The organism is Candidatus Limnocylindrales bacterium, from assembly GCA_035626395.1.
Taxonomy (GTDB): Bacteria; Desulfobacterota; Binatia; order UBA1149; family CAITLU01; genus DASPNH01.
In genome coordinates this window covers 694,128-714,076 of sequence record DASPNR010000042.1, presented here as the reverse complement: position 1 = coordinate 714,076, position 19,949 = coordinate 694,128, and the positions used below count along the sequence as shown (strand labels likewise).

Below are 19,949 nucleotides of genomic sequence, written 5' to 3'. Positions count from 1 at the left end.
TGCTGCGAAAGCGTGCGGAGCGGCGGGTCTGCGAGTGGTTCGGGCCGCGCCTCGATCGGCGCAATCGGCGTGTGGACCACCTCAGCGGCCGGGCAGCGAGAACACCTCGAGCGAATCGAACAGCGCCGGCACCTGGGTGTGGGAAGTCTGCAGGGACGCCATTCCGAACGTCCAGCGGGCTGCGGCGCCGCCGCCGGCCGGGCGCCATACCGGAACGCGCGCGGTTACGACGGCCGCGAGAAAAACGGTGCTTTGCGTCACCGGACAGGCCGGACCAATGACAATCCTGCCCAACGGCGCGGACGAATCGCCTTTCTCGAATCGCAGCGTCGCCTCCTCGGCCGTGCTCTCGATGCGGACGGTTCCCGATTCGGTCGCGGCCAGCACCCGCATGCGCGGGTGTGCGGCGCTGCCGCGGCGGCCGCCGCGGTCCACGAACGCGGTCGTGTCGACCTCGAGCATCATGCCCGCTGCCGAAACGCGGCCGCGCAGACGGCCATGTCCGGCTTCGGCGTCGACGGACTCGAAGGTCAGATCGACGTCGGCATGCGCAAGCTCGGAATCGGCCAGGCCCGACTCCAGATCCAGGTAGGCGTCGTGACTGCGATAGCGGATGACCGGGCCGTGGACCTGCAGGCGGATGGCGGCCCCGTCGGTGCTGCTGCGCCACTGAAAGCCCTCGAGTTCGTAGTGCCCGTGCCGCCCGCTCCAGTCGCCTTCGCCCACGAGCAGCATCATCGAGCCGTCGGTGCAGACCAGACAGAAACGTCCCGCCATCGTCGAAGCGCTGGTGGGCTCGACGCCGCAGAACAAGCCGACGCCGCCGTCGCCATCGAGCACGGCCTGGAGTGCGTAGCCCGGCTCGGCCTCGGACGTTCCGTCCGCGTCGCTGCGCTCGCTGCACCAGGCACGCGCGGCGGCGCTGGAGCAATCGCTCGGACGGCGCGCCGCCTCGTGCCATTGCGCAACCGCCTCGACGCAGCCATCCACGAGCGCGTCTCGCAGCGCCCCGGGCCACCGCAGCGGAATGCCGAGCTCGAGCTGCGCCGCCTCGACGCCGCCCGCCAGCGCAAGCTCGGCCAGTGCGGCGACGTCGGCGCTTTCGTGCTCGCGATGACGGCCGCTGAAGAGCTGCGCGGCGTTGTCACGTCCGCTGGCCGAATAGCGACGTCCGATCCCGGTACTGATCCCGCGCGAGGACAGCGCGCGCTTCATGGCGACGACGAACTGTTCGAACGCACGCCGGCTGAGCGTCGGAAAGCGCCCGCGCGGATCGCTCAGCTGCAGGCGCAGCCCCACGCCGACATCGCAGCACGGCACGACCATGTTCCATCCGTGAACGAACAGGACGAGCGGCGGCCGATCGCCCGCAGCATGCTCGACCGCCGAGCGCAGGAGCGCGAGCACGTCCGGCGCGCGATCGGCCAGATGCGAGATGCGGTTGAGATCGATGTCGTTGCGATCGAGGCCATGATTGACGATCGCATGCGCGTCCAGCCGCCGTGCCAGCTCCCATGCGATCTCGGCGGTATAGAGATCGTTGACGCTGTCGCCGCGGCGCACGGCTCGCCGCCGGCGGCCGCCGTGCGGCGCGACGATCACGACCGGCAGCGTGCCCTGCCGGAGCGCGAGCCAGCTCGGAACCGAATCCGCCTTGGCCCACACCGGCACCGACGCCGGCAGCGAGTGCCATGCAAGGCTCACGATGCCGGTATGCCCTAGCGGCTACAGGCGCGCCATCCGCCGTCGCACCATGGTGCGCCTGATGCGGGTCAGCCTGCCTGCTGCGCTCGTGCGCGAATCACGCGACCGGCCCATGTTGCGCCGGGCGCCGCCAGCAGCATGCCCACGATGGGAACGAACAGCGCCAGCCGCAGATCCCCTCCGGTAAGGTCGGAGACGCCGCCGACGACGAACGGACCGATGGAGCTGCCGATCCCTCCGAGAAACAGCACGTGCACCGCAAAGGTCAGGCCGAGCCGGCGCGGCGGGACGATCTCGGCCACTGCGGTCTGCAGGTTCGGGAAATAGGCGAAGATCGCCATCGGCCCGAGGATGCTCGAGGCGATGAGCACGGGCGTGGGCAGCTCGAGCAGCGGGACCGCCAACAGCGGCGCGCTGATCAGCGCCGCGACCGCCGAGACGTCGAGCTGTCCGGCCACGCGCCTGGCGCGGTACGCGTCGCCGAGCCTGCCGCCGATGACGCTGCCGATGACGCCGCCGAAGAGCTGCGCCACGCCGAACAATAGGCCCGTCTGCGTCATGTCGAAGCCGAGATCGCGCACGAAGTACGTCGGGACCCACGCCACCCAGCCGATGGCGGAGGCCATCATCAGCGTGCCCGTTCCCCACACCGCGTGCAGGCGCGGGTCGCGCAGCGCCTCCACGATCGTACGGCCGATGGAGACTTCGGTTTCGGGCGCGTGATCGGGACGCGCAGGCTCCTCCATCAGCATCACGAGCGGGATCAGCAGCAAGCCGGCGCCGCCGTACAGAAAGAACACTTCGCGCCAGCCCATGATCTCGGCAAGACGTCCGCCAAGACCGATTCCCAGGCCGCCGCCGATGGCGGCGGCCGCTCCGAACATGCCCACCGCGCGGCCGCGACCGACGGCGGCGAAGCGGTCGGTCAGCAGCGACATCGCGCACGGATACAGCGACGCCTCGCCGATGCCGGTAAAGAAGCGCGCGCTGAACAGCGTCCAGAAGCCCGTGGCGAGGCCGCCGGCTGCGGTTGCCAGGCTCCAGGAGATCAGGCCGAGCAGAATGATGAGCTTTCGCGAGACGCGGTCGGCGAGGTAGCCGAAGACGAAAGCCGACACCGCGTAGATGACGGAGAAGGACAGTCCGCCGATGACGCCGAGCTCGGTGTCGGAGAGCTCCAGTTCTTCCTGGATGCCCGGGAACAGAATCGGGACCACCTGGCGGTCCGCCCAGTTGATGGTGTTGACGATCGTCAGCGTCGCCACCAGGAACCAAGAGCTCGCCCGCCATCCGCCTGCTCGCGCAGCCACCACGACTCCTTCCGCCGCGCGGGACCCGCCGCCGGCGGCGGGGGTCCGAGCGCGGCATGCCCGGCTACTTGTAGAACTTGCTCTTGTCGGGACTCTGACGCGCGGCGAACGCGCGCCCGAGCTCCTTGGATTCCTCGCTCCGATAGTAGTTGGGCGTGAGCAAGTCGAGGGCGACGCGCGAAAGCCCGCCCACGCCGGCGTGCCGCGCATGGAAGCTCGATTTGAGCGCGGCCAGTGCCTGCGGTCCGCGATCCGACAGCTCCGCGCAGATCTCGAGCACCCGTTCGCGCAGGCGCTCCGGCTCGACGACCTCGTTGATCAGGCCCATCGCAAGCGCCTCCTCGGCCGAGTACTTGCGGTTGAGCATCCAGATCTCCTTGGCCTTCTTGCGGCCCACGGCTTCCTCCAGGTACCAAGTGCCGAAGCCGGCATCGAAGCTGCCCATCATCGGACCGACCTGACGGAACGTGGCGGCGCGCGAGGCAATCGTCAGGTCGCACATCAGCGCCAGAACGTTGCCGCCGCCCACCGCAAAGCCCGCCACCATGGCGATGACGGGCTTGGGCAGCTTGTCGATGAGCTCGTACAGATCCACGACGGGGAAGACGTTGCCGTAGTGGATGCGATCGTCCTCGTGCTCGGAATGGTCGTGGTCCCCGCCGAGGCAGAAGAAGCGCGTGCCGGCGCCGGTGATGACCACGGAGCGGATGTCGGCGTCGCGGCGCGCGCATTCGAGCGCGTCGCACATCTCGCGCACCGTCTGGATGCGAAAGGCGTTGCCCTTGGCTTCGCGATTGATGGCGACGAAGGCGACGTCGCCTTCGCGCTCGAAGAGGATGTCGTCGTAGCTCATTGGCGTCCTAGTAGCAGAAACGGTGTCTGGGACCATTCGGCGCACGTGCTCGCCGACGCCGCCGAGCCTGCCGGATGAAAGCGCGTGCGGCGAGCGCCGACGAAGGCCTCAGTCGAAGCGCGGCGTGGCGGTGCGGGCGTTGACCGCACCGTCGGCGACCAGAACTGCCCCGGTGACGTAGGAGGCTTCGTCGGAGGCCAGGAACAGCGCCACCGAAGCGATCTCGTGGGGTTGCCCGATGCGGCGTGCCGGAATCTGTCGAGCGAACGCTTCTTCGCCGCCCGGCACGTGAGCGAGCCATGCGGCCAGCGGAGGCGTGGCGATCGGGCCGGGGCAGATCACGTTGACGCGCACACCCAGCGCCGCGTTCTCGACGGCAGCCGTCTTGGTCAGGTTGATGACGGCCGCCTTGGCCGCGCCGTAGGCGCCGAGCATCACCTCGCCGCCCAGCCCTGCGCCTGAGGAGACGTTGATGATGGAGCCCGAGCCCTGCTGCTTCATGCGTGCCAGCGCGGCGCGCGTCCCGTAGAAGACGCCGTCGAGCGTCACCGCCATGACGCGCCGCCAGTCCTCATCGGTGGTTTCGGCGATCAGCGCGCCGTGCGGCAGCGCCGCGTTGTTCATCATGACGTCGATACGGCCGAAGCGTTCGACAGCCAGCCCGATCAGCGCCTCGACCTCCTCGGAACTGGAGACATCGACCTGCCGCCCCGCCGCCCTACCCCCACTCGATGCGAGCTCGGCTGCTGCATCGGCGGCCGCATCGCCGCGCACGTCACCGATGACGACCGCCGCGCCTTCGGCGACGAACCGGGCCGCGGTTGCACGTCCGATCCCCGATCCGGCCCCGGTGACGACCGCGACCTTCCCTTGCAGCCTTGCGCTCATGACGACGCCCTCCGTTGCACAGTCTCTTGGAACACGTTCTAATCCGGCACCTCGGAGGTGCCCCATGGGTCGTTTCCCGTTCGGTATTCCCAACAGCTGGTACCAGGTCTGCTACTCCGACGAGCTCGCCCGCGGAGAGGTCAAGACCGTCCACTATCTGGACCGCGACATCGTGCTGTTCCGCGGGCACAACGGCCAGGCTGGAGCGCTCGAGCCGTACTGCCCGCACCTCGGCGCCCACTTCGGCCATGGCGGCAAGGTCGAAGGAGACAACCTGGCCTGCCCGTTCCACAGCTGGCAGTTCAACGGCGCCGGCACCTGCGTGCACATCCCCTATACCGACAAGATCCCGTCCAAGGCCAAGGCCGGTGCGTACCCGGTGCTCGAGCGCAACGGAATCATCTTCGTCTGGTATCACGATCAGGGACTGGAGCCGCACTTCGAGATCCCGACGATTCCGTACTGGGGCGACCCGGCCTGGACGTCCAGCTACGAGAAGTACTCCTGGATCGTCAAGACGCACCCGCAGGAGATCATGGAGAACGCCATCGACTGGCCGCACTTCAATTTCGTGCATCTGATGGATCCGCCCAAGGACCGCAGCAACAGCTTCCACGGCCCCATGTTCAAGTGGCAGATCGGCACCAAGAAGGAAGTGCAGACCATGGGCGTCACCGACAGCTTCACGATCGAAGCCGAGAACTGGGGCCTCGGCTTCGACTGGCTCAAGTACACCGGGATGTTCACGACGATGATCGTGGCGGGCCTGACGCCCATCGATACCGAGACCACGCAGATTCACTTCGGCGTCATCGGCGCCAAGGACGGCCGCAGCGAGGAAGAGACACGCGCTCTGCTCAAGGCCTACATGGACGACCAGTCGCTCGCGATCCAGCAGGACTTCCAGATCTGGGAGCACAAGGGCTTCCAGGTGCGCCCGTCGCTGTGCGAAGCCGACGGCCCCATCGGCGAGTACCGCAAGTGGACCAAGCAGTTCTACTCGCGTGACTGGTCGGAAGCGGTGGCGGCAGCGTGAGCGGCAAGGACCGCGACACCGAAGCACAGCCGAACGATCCTGCGCGCATCTCGAGACGCGACTTCCTGCGACTGGCGGGCGTCGCAGCCGCCGGCGCAAGCGGCGCGGGGGCGCTCGGCACCACCGTCGTCCACGCGCAGGACGCTGGCACCTTCGACCAGGAGTTCGACGTCCTGGCGGTCGGCAGCGGCGCGGCCGGTGCGGTCGCTGCGGTCATCGCCCACGAAGCCGGCGCCAAGGTCGCGCTCGTGGAGAAGGCGCTGCTCTTCGGCGGCACCACCGCCAAGTCCGGCGGCGTCTACTGGATTCCGAACAACCGCTTCCTTCGCGAGGCGGGCGTGGTCGAGCAGCGCGAAGAGACGCTGCGCAAGATGGCGCGCTTCTCGTACATGCACATGTTCAACGAGAAGGACGCGCGGGCCGGCCTGCCGCACAACGAATGGGCGTTGCTGGAGGCGCTGTACGACAACGGCCCGATCGTCATCGACGAGCTCGATCGCATCGGCGCGCTGCACTCGATGCCCGCCGACAAGCCTTTCGGCGCCATGCCCGACTACTTTGAAGAGGCCACCGAGGACAAGCAGCCGGTGGACCGGCGCCTGTGGGCGCGCAAGGAGGATGGCAGCTTCGGGCTCGGCGACGAGATGATGCGCCAGCTCAAGGTCGCCCTCGAAAAGCGCGGCGTGCCGATCCTGCTCGGCCACCGCGTCACCTCGCTGCTGCGCAATGGCAGGGGTGAAGTGATCGGCATCGAGGCCACGAAGATGGACAAGACCAGGGTGCGGCTGCGCGCCAGGAAAGGCGTCATCTTCGGCAGCGGCGGCTTCACCAACAACAAGGACCTGGTGCTGCAGTTCCAGCCCGGGCCCGTATTCGGCGGCTGCGCCGTGCCGACCAACGAAGGCGACTTCGTTTACATGGCGACCGCGGCCGGCGCGCGCCTCGGCCAGATGAGCTCGGCCTGGCGCGCGCAGATCGTGCTGGAGCAGGCGCTGCAGTTCTCGAGCACGCCCGATGACGTATTCATGCCGCCCGGCGACTCCATGATGCTGGTCAACCGCTACGGCCAGCGCGTCGTCAACGAGACGAGCAACTACAACGAGCGCACGCGCGTCCATTTCATCTGGGATCCCACGCGCCACGAATGGACCAACCTCGTGCTGTTCATGGTCTATGACCAGCGCACGGCGGAGCTGTTCGGCGGCCGCTTTCCGCTGCCGCCGGCGGGCACGCAGGCGCCGTACGTGATCAAGGGCGCCAACGTCGAGGAGCTGGCCAGGAACATCGGCGACCGCCTGGCACGGATCGCGACACGCACCGGTGGCCTGGCCCTCGCATCCAGCTTCGCCGACACGCTGCGATCGCAGATCGCGACCTTCAATGGCTACGCCAGCAGCGGCGTCGACGACGACTTCGGCCGCGGCCGCATGCTCTACGACCGCCTGTGGCACTCTCGCGTCTGGTCGTTCCCGAACCAGGGCACGCCGCACGAGCTCGGCATGACCCCGAACCCGACCATGCATCCGATGTCCACAGACGGGCCGCTGTACGCGATCATCCTTGCCAGCGGAACGCTGGATACCAACGGCGGCCCCGTCATCAATGCCAAGGGCGAGATCCTCGACGCGAACGGCAATCCCATTCCGGGTCTGTATGGCGCCGGCAACTGCATCGCCTCGCCCACCGGTCCCTACTACTACGGCGGCGGCGGCACCCTCGGCCCCGCCATGACGTTCGCGTACCTCGCCGCGAAGGCGGCGGCGGTGGCAGCTGATAAAGCCGTTGCATGAGCCCAGCGCCACAATGACGCGGGACCCTCAACGTCTATGGATCGCGCTGCACCGCGCGGCATGGCTGCACCGTTGGATGGCGTTGATGGGCCCGATCCAGCCGCACGGTTCCTCGCGCTGCTCCTGGCAATGGCAATGATGGTGGCCGCGGCGCCGCATGCCTCGTTCGCGCTGCTCACGCGTCAGAGCGCCGGCACCGCTGCGGATGATCTGCCCCTCGTCGTCGCGCTGCACGATCGCGGCGGCGATGCCGAGCAGGCGATCCGCTACGCGCGCATGGTGCTGGGTGCGCAGCCCTCGCTGCTGGCGCCGCAGGCGGCACGGCCTTGCAACCCGCTCCTGAGCAACTATCGCGGCGCGTCCGCCTATGCCGGCTACGCCTGGTATCTCGGAAGCGAGGCGGAGCGTCCCGAGCCGGCAAGCTTCGGTGATGCGCTGGCGCAACTCGAGGCGCTGCTGGAGCGGCTCCCGCCGCTGGTCCTGCTCGGCCAGGGACAGGGTGCGGCGCTCGCGCTCGCGCTGGCTGCTCATGACATCGGTGAGGTCGCGGCAGTGATCGTCGACCGCTGCGTCGTTCCCCGCATTCCCGGCTGGCAGCTGCCCTCGCTGCAGCACCGTCGCCTGGCGTTGCTCGCTCTGGACGGATCGGGAAACGATGAGGAGGATGCTGGCCTGTCGTCTTTGGGCTTCCAGTGCGGGGCCGCGGCCGGCGGCGCGGCGATGGCGTGGCTGCGCGCAGCGACGCCGGTGAATGGAGCGTGAGGATGGGCGCGGGCCGTAGTCTTCTTTCCGTCGTCGCAATCACCGCGGCGCTGGCCGCGGCGCCGGTGGGCTCGGCGCTGGCCGTTTCCACCGGACCACAGCCGGGCAGCTCCGGGATACCGGCAGGAGCCGGAGTGGAGGCCGAGCCGACCTGCATCTCCTGCCATACATCCTCGGCGCTGAATCCGGACGACAAGGGCACCATCACGATCGAAGGCGTACCCGCGGCCTATCAACCCGGTAAGACCTACGCGCTGACCTTCCGTATCGCCCATCCTGATCCGGAGGTCGCTCGCTGGGGCTTTCAGGTAACCGCGGTCTCGCTTCCGTCGCTGCAGGGTGCCGGCGAGCTGGTCGTGACCGATTCCGCCACGACGCAGCTGATCACCGGGATGGTTGCCGGGCGCACCTACCTCGGACATTCCTACGGCGGCACCGCCATCGGCCAGAGCGGCGGCGCCTCCTGGAGCTTCGCATGGATCGCCCCGGCGGCCGATGCTGGGAAGGTCGCGTTCTTCGCGGTCGCCAACGCCGCCAATGCCGACGGCTCCAACCAGGGCGATCGCATCTACTCGAAGTCTCCCGAGCCCATCGCCGTAACCGAGCCCGCTCCCCCGGACTGAACTGCCCGCACAAAAACGCTCCCAGCGACGGCCTCTTCGCGCGCCCAACCTTGAGCCACTGATGTCCGTGTGATGAGATGCAGATTCCGTCGCGGTCGCGTGGGGACGAGATGGGCCGGTGCCCGCCTCGTGCAAGCGTCCCAAAGCTTGCAGCGATCCGGTCGGAGGCACGGCAGGAGGCGGGACAATGTCAGGCGCCCATGGCGGGCGGGGCCGCTCCCCGGTCCCGCGACCACCCATGATCCACGGCAGCACTGGCCGCTGCCTGCGAGAGGCGTTCGCGCGCCGCAACGGCGAGGCAGCTTGATGCCGACGTCGCGCGCCGAAGAATGGGACGGCCCCGCTCTTGATCGCATCGCCGAGCTCGAGGAGCGCGTCCGCGAGCTCGAACGACAGCTCGCCGAAAGCAAGGATCGGGAGCTGCGCCTGCCGCTCGAGCAGGCGCTCGACAATATCCGGTCGCTCCCGGTCATCCTCTTTCGCGTCGACCGCAACGGCATCCTCGTCGAATCGGTAGGCCGGGGGCTGGAGCGGCTCGGCTTGCAGGAACGGCAGGCGGTCGGACAGAGCATCTTCGATACGTTTCCGGAGGTGGCCGACTACATCCGGCGCGCGCAGCGCGGCGAGGAGGTGCTGTTCGAAGCCAGCGGCACGTTCGAAGGGCGGCCGTGGTCGTCGATCAACCACTACACGCTGCACGAGGACTCCGGCGACGTCATCGCGACGGCCCTCGACATCACTCCGCTGCGCGAAATGCGCCGCGAGCTCGAGGCCAGCGAGCGCCTCTTCCGTGCCCTGGCCGATACCGTTCCGGTCGGCATCGCCCGCTTCGACCAGAAAGGGCGCTGCACCTACCTCAATAAGCGCGTGCGCGACACGCTCGGACTCGGCGACGAGGATCCCCTCGGCTTCGAATGGTCCGCGCACATCCATCCCGAGGACCGGCAGCGGATCGCGCAGCAGTGGGCCGAGCGGGAGAGCGGACAGGAAACGGGCCGTCTTCTCTACCGGACCGCGTCGAGCCTGGGCGAGCGTCGCTGGTTGCAGGCGCAGACCGTGATCGAGCGCGACGGCGACGGCCGAGCCGTCGGCTACGTCGCCACCGTCACCGATGTCACGCGCCAGAAGCGCCTCGAGGAGGACCTGGGGCGGCGCGTGGCCGAGCGCACCGCGGCGCTCGAGGAGGCCAACCGGGAGATGGAAGCGTTTTCCTATTCGGTCTCGCACGATCTTCGCGCGCCGCTGCGCTCCATCGACGGCTTCTGCAGGGTGCTGCTCGAGGACTACGGACCGACGCTGGACGAGACTGCGCGTGGATACCTGCAGCGCGCCAGCTCGGCCAGCAAGAGGATGGGAGCCCTCATTGACGACCTGCTGCGCATGTCGCGCGTGGGGCGCAGCGAGCCGCGCAAGGAGCACGTCGATCTGTCCGCCATCGCCAGAACGGTGGCCGACGAGCACGCCGCATCCGAGCCCTCGCGAAAGGTCGATTTCGCGATCCAGGACGGGCTGACGGCGCAGGGCGACCCCGCCCTTCTCTACGACGTGCTGGTCAATCTCATCGGGAACGCGTGGAAGTTCACGGCCAAGAAGGACGTCGCCCGCATCGAGTTCTGCGCCGACGCCGGCGAGGACGGCCAGATCGTCTACCGTGTGCGAGACGATGGCGCCGGCTTCGACATGAGCTTCGCCGACAAGCTGTTCCGTCCCTTCGAGCGCCTGCACGACGGCAACGACTTTGCCGGCAACGGCATCGGCCTGGCAACGGTGGAGCGCATCATCCGCCGCCATGGCGGACGGGTGTGGGCGGAGGGCCGACCTGGAAAAGGCGCCTCGTTCTACTTCACGCTCGGACGTTGAGGCCGCAGCCGACGGCGCCCGGCATCAAGGCACGAACTGCTCCTTGAGAATGCGCTCCTCGAGGCCGTGCTCGGGGTCGAACAGCAGCTCGAGCGTGATGGATTTGTCTTCGTGCACGTGGACGTGGTGGACGTTGCGAGCTTCGGTGGTGTCGGCGGTGGCGCTGACCGGGCGCTTGGTGTCGCCCATGATCTCGAAGTCGATCACGGCGTCGCTGGGAACGATGGCGCCGCGCCACCGGCGCGGGCGGAAGGCGCTGATCGGCGTGATCGCGAGCACTCCGGAATTGACGGGCAGGATCGGCCCGTGTGCCGACAGATTGTAGGCCGTGCTGCCCGCAGGCGTCGCCACCAGCACGCCGTCACAGACGAGCTCGTCGAGACGAATGGTTCCGTCGATGGAGATGCGGATCTTGGCGGCCTGGCGGGTCTGGCGAAGCAGCGACACCTCGTTGATCGCCAGCGCTTCGACGGTCGTGCCGCCGGCGCACTGCGCCCGCATCTTGAGCGGACGGATCGCCGCCGCCACCGCGCGGGCGATGCGCGCGGGCAGGTCCTCCTCGTGGTAGTCGTTCATGAGGAAGCCCACCGTGCCCTTGTTCATCCCGTAGATCGGGATGTGGTGGCCGATGTGCTCGTGCAACGTCTGCAGCATGAAGCCGTCGCCGCCCAAGGCCACGATGACGTCGGCCTGGCCGGCTGACACGTTGCCGTAGCGGCTCTTGAGCACGCCCAGCGCCTGCTGCGCATCGGGCGAGTCGCTTGCCACGAAACAGAGCTTCTCTCGAGCCACGAGCCGCACGATATCCTTCGCCTGCTCGGTTGGCCAGAAGCGCGATGTGTGACAGGCTCGCGTGCGATGGCGGACGAGAGCGGCCGGCCGAGGCTCGAGTTCTTCTACGATTGCTCCAGCCCGTGGACGTACCTTGCGTTCACTCGCATCGAGGACGTCGCCAGCGCCGCCGGCGCCGAGCTGATCTGGCGGCCGATCCTGGTCGGCGGCATCTTCAACACCATCAACGACAGCGTCTACGAGCAGCGCAAGAACCCGGTGTGGCCGAAAATGCGGTACTACGCCAAGGACCTGCAGGACTGGGCGGCGCTGTACCGAATCCGCATCGGACAGCCGCCGGTGTTTCCGGTCAACAGCGTCAAGGCCATGCGCGGCGCCTTCGTCGCACAGGAGAACGGCCGCATCTCCGAGTACTCCAGGAAGGTATTCGAGGCGTACTGGGGCGATCTGCGCGACATCTCGCGCGACGACGTGCTCGAAGAGGTAGCCGAGGCCGTGGGGCTGGACCGCGGCGAATTCTTCGGCAAGATTGCCGCGCCCGAATACAAGGAGCGCCTGCGCGCCAACACCGACGAGCTGATCGAGCGCGGCGGGTTCGGCTCACCCACCATGTTCATCGACGGCGCGGACATGTACTTCGGAAACGATCGTCTGGTACTGGTCGAGCACGCCCTGATGCGGCGGCGAAACAAGGAGTTTTCGTGAAGGATCTGTTTTCCATCCAGGGCAAGACGGCGCTGGTCACCGGCGGCTCGCGCGGCATCGGTTTGATGATCGCGCGGGGCTACATCGAGGCCGGCGCCAAGGTCTACATCAGCTCGCGCAAGAAGGATGCCTGTGACGCGGCCGTGGCCGAGCTGAGCCAGTGGGGAACCGCCATCGCCATTCCGGCCGACATCTCCACCGATGCCGGCGTCAAGGCGCTGGCGGCCGAGCTGAAGTCGCGCGAGAGCCAGCTTCACATTCTCGTCAACAACGCCGGCGCGAACTGGGGCATGCCGCTGGCCGAGTACACCGACGACGCGTTCCAGAAGGTGCTGGCCACCAACGTCAAGGCCGTCTTCAACCTGACGCGCGAGCTGATCCCGCTCCTCGAGAAGGCGGGAACGAAGCAGGATCCCGCGCGCGTCATCAACATCGGTTCCATCGATGGACTGCACGTTCCTGCGCTGGAGACCTACGCGTACTCCACCAGCAAGGCCGCCGTGCATCACCTGACGCGCGTGCTGGCCAAGCAGCTTGCCTCCAGCAACATTACCGTCAATGCCGTCGCGCCCGGCCCCTTCCAGAGCAAGATGATGAAGGAGACGCTGGAACGCTTCGGCGACCTCATCGTCGCCCAGGTTCCGCGCGGTCGCATCGGCGAGCCCGAGGACATGGCCGGCGTGGCGATCTATCTGGCCTCGCGTGCAGGCGCTTACGTGACCGGAGCCGTCATACCCGTGGACGGCGGCATGGCCACCTGCCTCTGACCAGCTCGCGCGCGAGCGCGGGGCAATGATCCACCGTCTCGTCCTGCACGCCCTGCAACTCGTGCTGGTGGCCGCCGCCGCCGGCGCGCTGCTGGTGGCGCTGTTCGGGATCGTGCCGCCGCCGACGACGTCGTTCATTCTGCAGAGCCGACTCGGCGAGGCGCTGCGCGGCACCGCGGCGCCGATTGAGTACCAATGGATGCCGCGCGACCGGATCTCCCCCGATCTCCTGCTCGCCGTCATCGCGGCCGAGGATCAGCTCTTCAGTCAGCACCGCGGATTCGACATCCAGGCCATCGAGAAGGCGGTCGACAACAACAGGCGCGGCAAGACGATCCGCGGCGCCAGCACGATCACGCAGCAGGTGGCGAAGAACCTGTTTCTGTGGCCGGGGCGCAGCTACGTGCGCAAGGCGATCGAGGCCTACTTCACCGTCGTCATCGAGATGTTCTGGTCCAAAGAGCGCATCCTGGAGTGCTACGTGAACATCGTGCAGTTCGGCGAATTCACCTACGGAGCCGAAGCCGCGGCGCGCCGCTTCTTCGGCGTGGCCGCCAGCGAGCTGTCGCGTGAGCAGGCGGCGCTGCTCGCATCCGTCCTCCCCTCGCCTGCCGTGCTGCGCGCCGATGCGCCCTCGGCCTACGTCCGCCGACGTCAGCGCTGGATCCTGTCGCAGATGACAGCCCTTGGAGGGCGCGCCCACCTGCGCAAGCTCGCAGGCTCCGAAGGCTGACGGCGCGGCGTGGCCGGCGCGCCGTGTCCTTGCCGAGCCGCGCTCGAACCGCGCACCTTCTCGCCGGTGATCCCGCCCAACGAGCCACGGCACCGCGGACCGATGCGAGCTACAGCATTTCGGGATCGGTCTGACGCTCCATGATGTTGGCCGCGATGAACGCGACCGCGGTTCGCGGTGCGAAGCGGCTGACGTTGGCCCGAACCCAGTTGAACCAGGTCGTCACCACCGAAGGCTGCTGGCCGAGTGATTCCAGAGCCACTTCGACGACGTGCCGCGGGCTCTCCTCCGCCGACCGATCCACGCGCGCTTCGCCCGCCACCGCTTCGAACTCGGTTGCGACCGGCCCGGGCTGCACCACCAGCACGTCGACGCCCTGCTCGCGAAGCTCGAGCCACAGTCCTTCTCCGAGCAGAAGCTCGAAACCCTTGGTCGCCGAATAGACGGCGTGGAACGGGATCGGCTGTCGTCCCGCTACCGAACCCGTGATGATCACGCCGCCGCGCCGGCGCTGGACCATGCCGGGCAGCAGCCGCGACAACAGCACGACGATGCCGGTGCAGTTGAGCTCGATCATGCGCCGCAGCCGCTCGGTGTCCTGCAGCAGGAACCGCCCGGCGTACCCGACGCCGGCGTTGCTGACGAGCAGCCCCACTTCCAGGTCCGCAACGGAATCGGCCAGCTTCTCCGGCCCGCCCGGCTCGGACAGATCCACGGCGACCACTCGCGTCTGAACGTCGTGCGCGCGCTGCAGCTCTTCGGCCAGACGCTGCAGGCTGTCCTCTCGCCGCGCCACCAGGACGCAGGAGAAGCCACGCGCCGCCAATGCACGCGCGAACTCCAGGCCGATGCCGGCAGAGGCGCCGGTGATGACCGCCCAGTTGCCGTAGCGCCGCACCAGCGAAGCTGCGCGCGGGCGGAACAGCGGGCGCGCGTTCCAGAGCGCCCATGCCAGCGCCGAGAAGATGCCGCCCGTCAGGATGCCGGCGGCCCAGCCGCGCGCACCGCCGATGTAGGCGATGCACCAGACCAGGAACGCAAACGCCATCTGCCCCACGTAGACCGACGCCCACGGCCACATCCACGGCCGCATGCGCCAGAAGCCGTACAGCCCCAGCGCATAGACGATCCAATGCACGATACCGCCGACCTTGGCGGCCCAACCCGTCAGGACCAGGCCGAGCCACACGTCCTCGTCTCGCGAGACGGGCTTGAGCAGCAGATCGAAGGGCGAGTAGATGAAGACCTGATAGGCGCAGAACAGCATCAGCGCGTTCATCCACAGGGGCCGCGCGGAGAAGCGCTCACGCAGCCACGAACTGAAACGTCCCATCGCTCTCTCCTGTCGTCGTGTATTGGCATCGCGCGCGCGAGCCGGCGCGACTCTAACACAGGTGATGCTGCGTGCACGCACGCCACCGGCCCTGCGGACGGCGCGGAGTCCGACGCCGTATCCAGCCGAAGCAGCGAGCGCACCGGTCGTGAAGCGGAGTCCGTCCGATGGGCGCGACGAGCGTCTGGACTCCACACCGGACCGGCAGTAGAACGCGTTCCCTCAGCGGCCTTGGCTGCGAAAATGCTGGCAAAAGGAGCCGATCATGGCGGGACGACTCGAAGGCAAGGTTGCGGTCATCACGGGCGGCGGCAGCGGCATCGGACGCGATACCGTCCTGCGGTTCCTGGCCGAAGGCGCCAGCGTCGTGGCCAGCGACATCAACGAGCGCACCGGCAACGAGACGGTCGAGCTGGCGGCCAGCGCCGGGCACGCGGGCAACATCGTCTTCCAGCGCACCGATGTTTCCGAGGAGGATCAGGTCGCGGCAATGATCGATCGCGCGGTCTCCGAGTTCGGCCGCCTGGACTGTGTGTTCAACAACGCAGGCTTTCCCGGTGCGCTCGGCAAGATCTGGGAGATCGATGCAGAGAAATGGGACCAGACCTTTGCGGTGCTGGTCAAGGGCGTGTTCCTCGGCACGAAGCACGCCGCACGCGTGATGGTGCGCGACGGCATCGCCGGCTCCATCATCAACACCGGCTCGGTGGCCGGTCTCAGTGGAGGATGCGGCCCCATCGCCTACACCGCCTGCAAGGCCGCCGTCATCAATCTGACCCGCGCCGCCGCCGTGCAGCTGGCCAAGCGGAACATTCGCGCAAACACCGTGTGTCCCGGAGGAATCCTGACCCCGCTGGTGCACCGCGGAAACGAGGAAGCGATGACGGATGTGATGGCTCAGGCGCAGCCGATGAAGGTCGCCGGCCGCGGCACCGACATTGCCGCGGCCTGTGTCTATCTGGCAAGCGACGAAGCGCGCTTCGTCACGGGCATCGAGCTCGTCGTCGACGGCGGCCTCACCGCTGCCGGCCCGCACGTCTACAAAGGCGAGTTCGAGGCGGCATTCCCGAGCGGCATGGATCGCGGCACCACCGGAATGTGAGGCAGACATGAAAGCGAGCGTCACCGAGATCGCCCCCGACGTCTTTCGGCTCTCCGCGTTCCATCCCGACTACGGCATCCAGTTCAACCAGTTCCTGGTCCGCGACGACGAGCCGCTGCTCATGCACACGGGACTGCGCCGCTCCTTCGACGTCACGCGCGCCGCCGTGGCGCAGGTGATGGATCCGACGAAGCTTCGATGGATCGCCTACAGCCACTTCGAGCCCGACGAATGCGGCGCGCTCAACCAGTGGCTGGCCGTTGCGCCCGATGCCCTGCCCGTATGCAACGTCGTCGGCGCGATGGTGATGCTGACGGACTACGCCGACCGCCCGCCGCGAACTCTGCAGGACGACGAAAGCTTCGAGACGGGCAAACGCCGCTTCCGGTTCCTGTCGACGCCGCACCTGCCGCACGGCTGGGATGCCGGGCTGCTGTTCGAGGAGACGACCGCGACGCTGTTCTGCTCGGACCTTTTCTTCCAGCCCGGCGATCCTGGCGCCCTTACGCAGGCCGATATCGTCGAGCAGGTCGAGCCGGTGATCGTCGGCGGCAAGGCCAGCCCGCTGGCCAACGACGTGCCGTACACTCCACGGACGGAGGCGGCAATGCAGCGCCTGGCGACGCTGTCGCCGCAGACGCTGGCGGTCATGCACGGTTCGAGCTTTCGTGGCGACTGCAGCGATGCGCTGCGCCGTCTGGCGTCGATCCTGAAGCGCGAGCTCGGTGCCGCGGCCTGAACCAGGCCGCGGCAGGATGCCTCCAGGCGGCTCTCAGGCGAAGTGCGGATCCTCCCGCGCAAGCCGCGAGAGGATCCGCACGCGCCCGCCGAGCCGAAGGCCGGTTTTGGAGTCGCAGCCGGCCGAGCAGCAGTCGGCCGGCTGCCGCACGGCCGGCTATGGCGCCTTGGCGCTGTAGCCGCTGTCGGACGACGAGCTCGGCGCGGAAAACTCGAGCTCCCAACACTGCTTTCCAGCCGCCGTCTGCGCCATGAACTGCGCAGTCAGGGTTCCCTCGACCGGAAGATCGGGTCCCTCGAACGCCGGGCCTTTGCCGCCCACCTGTATCTGGGTCTTTTCGTCCTGGCCGGTGGCGCTGATCTTCACGCTCGTGATGCCGAACTGGTTGCCGGTCTTGTTGGTGTACTTGAATCCGGTTCCCGCAGCCGTCCAGAACTCGCCGCCCTCGATGGGCGTCGACAGGATCAGGCCGCGCGTGTCGTACAGGCACAGCTCATAGCTGGTGGTCTCGCTCGTGGCATCTCCGAACTCTTCGAGGCCCGCAGCGTCGCCCTTCCCGAGCTTGAACTTGAGCGAGTGCTTGGACTCAACCTTCGTCGAGATCTTGATGCTGCTCTTGCCCGGCGCCGCGGCATTGAGGCGGCAGTCGAAGTCAGGATCGCACAGCGTCGGCGTCGGAAGCGTCGTCGTGGTGGTGGAATCCTCGGTGGTCGTCGTCGGCGACTCCGTGGTCGTGGTGGGGCCGACGGTGGTCGTGGTGGGGCCGACGGTGGTCGTGACGTCGATGGTGGTGGTCGTGGTCGGTTCCGGACAGGTGACGCGGTTGGTGACGACGACCGTGAAGTCGTCGGCGCAGCTGCGGCGGGTGTCGGCGGTTTCGTTGTCGCCGACGAGGATACCGAAGTGCGAAAAGCCTTCTACGGTGGTCGCTGCGCTGACGGTGTCCAGCAGGGACCCGCCCAAGGTCGACACCGTAGCGGTCACGTCGCCCGTTGAATCGAGCTCGATGTTCACCCGATACTGCGTATCGGCCGCAATGGCGAAGCCGCTGCCGCGCGCCAAGTCGACCTCAGCGAAGGGATCGCGGATGCGTAGAACTCCGGTTCCGCTCGCACCCGAGCTCATCCCAGGATCGATGCCAACGAGCGCAACGCTTCCGAAGTCACCGCTAGCAATGATGATGTCGTTGCGCAGCTCTTCGACATTGGTCGCACTGATGATGAGATCGACCGTGTGGGCGTCGCCGCACAGCTGCTCGTGCCACAGCCCGAGGGCAGTCGCGTCTGAACAAGCCTGATTTGCGCTGATCTCGAACAGCGGAAACGGTGCCACGGTAATGGCTTCCCAATTCGTGCCGGGCGGACCGTCAGCCCGGTCGAAGTCATCGAACGCGTCGACGATCGCCAGTGCCGGCGACGCCACGCCCAGCGCCCCTGTCATCATTGCGGCAATGATTGCCTTTTTCATGAATGCCCTCCGTTTGCGCGGACCGTTTCGGCCCGATTCGTCAGCCACCGTTAGCTGCTCGTCACACCTGCGCCAATTCCGGCTCGGTGAAAATCATCATTGTCGCAGCGGCGGCGGTCACGGTGGTGCTGCGGCCGGGAACCCGACCGACGGCACACCTTAGCGGCCGGCGGCGCACGAGGCGCAGCGAAAAAGGCGTTGTCCGGAATTTGTCCGAATTGGGGCGCAGTGCCTGCCCGGTTTCGTGATTCGATGAACTGCAGTCAGGTTTGTGCGGGCGGCGAGCCGCCGCTGCGGGTCACGCCGCCGCCTCCGCCAGCACTCTCAGCGCCTCGACGTCCTGCGTGCCAGCGAGAAGCTGCGTCACCGGGCTCTCCTTCCACGCCTGCAGGCGCTCGCGGATGCGCTCGGGCGGCCCGACGAGCGAGATCTCGTCGGCGAGCTGATCGGGCACAGCCTCGGCGGCGGCGGCACGATCGCCGCCGAGGAAGAGCTCCTGCACTTTCCGGACTTCGGCCTCGAAGCCCATGCGCGACATGATGTTGACGTGGAAGTTCTTGTCCTTGGCGCCCATGCCGCCGATGTAGAACGCGAGCATCCACTTCACCGGGATCAGGCACGCCGAAACGTCCGAGCCCACCACGACCTGCGCCATGCACGCGATCTCGAAACCCGGCCGCAGATGATCGAGTGCCTCCGAATAGACGTGCGTGCGGTATGGCGAGAAGAACATGGGCAGCCATCCGTCGGCGACGTCGGCCGCAAGCCGTACGTTCTTGGGCCCTTCGGCGCCGAGGTAGATGGGAATGCAGTCGCGCAACGGATGCGTGATGAGCTTGAGCGGCTTGCCCAGGCCCACGGAGCCGGGGCCATTGTAGGGCAGCTGGTAGTATTGTCCGTCGAAGGAGACGGGGCCCTCGCGCTTGATCATCGTGCGCACGATTTCGATGAATTCGCGCGTGCGCGTGAACGGCTTGGCGAACGGCATTCCGTACCACCCCTCCACCACCTGCGGGCCGCTGACGCCGATGCCCAGAATCAGGCGGCCGCCTGACATGTAATCGAGGGTGGTCGCCGTCATGGCGACGCAGGCCGGCGTACGAGCCGAGATCTGCGCGACCGCCGTGCCGAGCTTGATGCGGCTGGTGTTGGCGCCGATCCATGCCAGCGGGGTGAAGGCATCGGAGCCGTAGGCCTCGGCCGTCCACACCGACTCGTAGCCGAGGTTTTCGGCCTCCCTGGCCAACGTGACGAAATCGCCGGGCGCACCGCCCTGCCAATAACCGATCATCAGTCCGAGCTTCATGGGCCGCGTCTAGCGGAAATCAGGAACGGGGCCGAACCACGACCGGCGCGAATCCTGCACCGGCGCACGTCACGCCGTTCCATGCCGCGTCACGCCTTGGCGTTGACGGCGGCAGGCAGCGGCGGGCGCACGACGGCCCGTGCGCCATCTTCGCGATCTGTCGTCGAAAAGGGGGATTC

General features: G+C 67.6%; 18 protein-coding genes. 10 read left to right on the top strand and 8 right to left on the bottom strand.

Going from position 1 to position 19,949, the window contains the following annotated elements; translation table 11 throughout:
- Positions 1–81: 81 nt before the first annotated feature.
- From VEC57_18700 to VEC57_18685, 4 genes are all read right to left on the bottom strand, one after another.
- Entirely contained in the window at positions 82–1,704 is a 1,623-nt protein-coding gene (locus VEC57_18700) for a hypothetical protein (protein ID HYC01172.1), read from the bottom strand.
- A 68-nt stretch (positions 1,705–1,772) separates the two neighbouring features.
- Entirely contained in the window at positions 1,773–3,014 is a 1,242-nt protein-coding gene (locus tag VEC57_18695) for an MFS transporter (GenBank protein HYC01171.1), read from the bottom strand.
- 64 nt (positions 3,015–3,078) lie between these two features.
- Positions 3,079–3,867 carry an enoyl-CoA hydratase-related protein gene (locus VEC57_18690; protein HYC01170.1) on the bottom strand — a complete coding sequence of 263 codons (789 nt, stop codon included), beginning with the start codon at positions 3,865–3,867 and terminating at the stop codon, positions 3,079–3,081.
- Between the two features lie 108 nt (positions 3,868–3,975).
- Positions 3,976–4,755 carry an SDR family NAD(P)-dependent oxidoreductase gene (locus VEC57_18685; GenBank protein ID HYC01169.1) on the bottom strand — a complete coding sequence of 260 codons (780 nt, stop codon included), beginning with the start codon at positions 4,753–4,755 and terminating at the stop codon, positions 3,976–3,978.
- Between the two features lie 64 nt (positions 4,756–4,819).
- Here VEC57_18685 and VEC57_18680 point away from each other — a divergent pair, with 64 nt between their 5' ends.
- From VEC57_18680 to VEC57_18660, 5 genes are all read left to right on the top strand, one after another.
- A complete protein-coding gene (locus tag VEC57_18680; GenBank protein HYC01168.1) occupies positions 4,820–5,791 on the top strand; it encodes a Rieske 2Fe-2S domain-containing protein in 972 nt (323 codons plus the stop codon).
- Positions 5,788–7,581, top strand: coding sequence for an FAD-dependent oxidoreductase (locus VEC57_18675; protein ID HYC01167.1), 1,794 nt, complete (start codon positions 5,788–5,790; stop codon positions 7,579–7,581). The genes VEC57_18680 and VEC57_18675 overlap by 4 nt, the downstream gene beginning before the upstream one ends.
- A 60-nt stretch (positions 7,582–7,641) precedes the next feature.
- Positions 7,642–8,343, top strand: a complete 702-nt coding sequence (locus VEC57_18670; protein HYC01166.1) for a hypothetical protein — start codon at positions 7,642–7,644, stop codon at positions 8,341–8,343.
- 2 nt (positions 8,344–8,345) lie between these two features.
- A complete protein-coding gene (locus VEC57_18665) occupies positions 8,346–8,966 on the top strand; it encodes a choice-of-anchor V domain-containing protein (protein ID HYC01165.1) in 621 nt (206 codons plus the stop codon).
- A gap of 306 nt (positions 8,967–9,272) precedes the next feature.
- Entirely contained in the window at positions 9,273–10,826 is a 1,554-nt protein-coding gene (locus VEC57_18660) for a PAS domain S-box protein (GenBank protein HYC01164.1), read from the top strand.
- Between the two features lie 24 nt (positions 10,827–10,850).
- On the opposite strand, the gene VEC57_18655 is transcribed toward VEC57_18660, so the two are convergent.
- Entirely contained in the window at positions 10,851–11,618 is a 768-nt protein-coding gene (locus VEC57_18655; GenBank protein ID HYC01163.1) for an NAD kinase, read from the bottom strand.
- Between the two features lie 66 nt (positions 11,619–11,684).
- Here VEC57_18655 and VEC57_18650 point away from each other — a divergent pair, with 66 nt between their 5' ends.
- The 3 genes from VEC57_18650 to mtgA are packed head-to-tail and all read left to right on the top strand — an operon-like array spanning position 11,685 to position 13,823.
- Complete coding sequence (locus tag VEC57_18650; protein ID HYC01162.1) at positions 11,685–12,323, top strand: 2-hydroxychromene-2-carboxylate isomerase; 639 nt, start codon at positions 11,685–11,687, stop codon at positions 12,321–12,323.
- Positions 12,320–13,090 (top strand): SDR family oxidoreductase, encoded by a 771-nt coding sequence (locus VEC57_18645; protein ID HYC01161.1) that lies wholly within the window; start codon positions 12,320–12,322, stop codon positions 13,088–13,090. The genes VEC57_18650 and VEC57_18645 overlap by 4 nt, the downstream gene beginning before the upstream one ends.
- Positions 13,091–13,115: 25 nt before the next feature.
- Entirely contained in the window at positions 13,116–13,823 is a 708-nt protein-coding gene (gene mtgA, locus VEC57_18640; GenBank protein HYC01160.1) for a monofunctional biosynthetic peptidoglycan transglycosylase, read from the top strand.
- A gap of 109 nt (positions 13,824–13,932) precedes the next feature.
- Here the strand turns inward: mtgA and VEC57_18635 are convergent, their stop codons facing one another.
- The gene (locus tag VEC57_18635) at positions 13,933–15,156 is read right to left on the bottom strand and encodes an SDR family NAD(P)-dependent oxidoreductase (protein ID HYC01159.1); all 1,224 of its coding nucleotides are present in this window, start codon (positions 15,154–15,156) and stop codon (positions 13,933–13,935) included.
- Positions 15,157–15,421: 265 nt separating this feature from the next.
- On the opposite strand from VEC57_18635, the gene VEC57_18630 reads away from it, so the two are divergent.
- Positions 15,422–16,258, top strand: a complete 837-nt coding sequence (locus VEC57_18630) for a glucose 1-dehydrogenase (protein ID HYC01158.1) — start codon at positions 15,422–15,424, stop codon at positions 16,256–16,258.
- 7 nt (positions 16,259–16,265) lie between these two features.
- Entirely contained in the window at positions 16,266–16,997 is a 732-nt protein-coding gene (locus tag VEC57_18625; GenBank protein ID HYC01157.1) for a hypothetical protein, read from the top strand.
- Between the two features lie 156 nt (positions 16,998–17,153).
- Here the strand turns inward: VEC57_18625 and VEC57_18620 are convergent, their stop codons facing one another.
- On the bottom strand, positions 17,154–18,464 hold the full coding sequence (locus VEC57_18620; protein ID HYC01156.1) for a hypothetical protein: 1,311 nt from the start codon (positions 18,462–18,464) through the stop codon (positions 17,154–17,156).
- 298 nt (positions 18,465–18,762) lie between these two features.
- Entirely contained in the window at positions 18,763–19,770 is a 1,008-nt protein-coding gene (locus tag VEC57_18615) for an LLM class F420-dependent oxidoreductase (GenBank protein ID HYC01155.1), read from the bottom strand.
- Positions 19,771–19,949 lie beyond the last annotated feature (179 nt).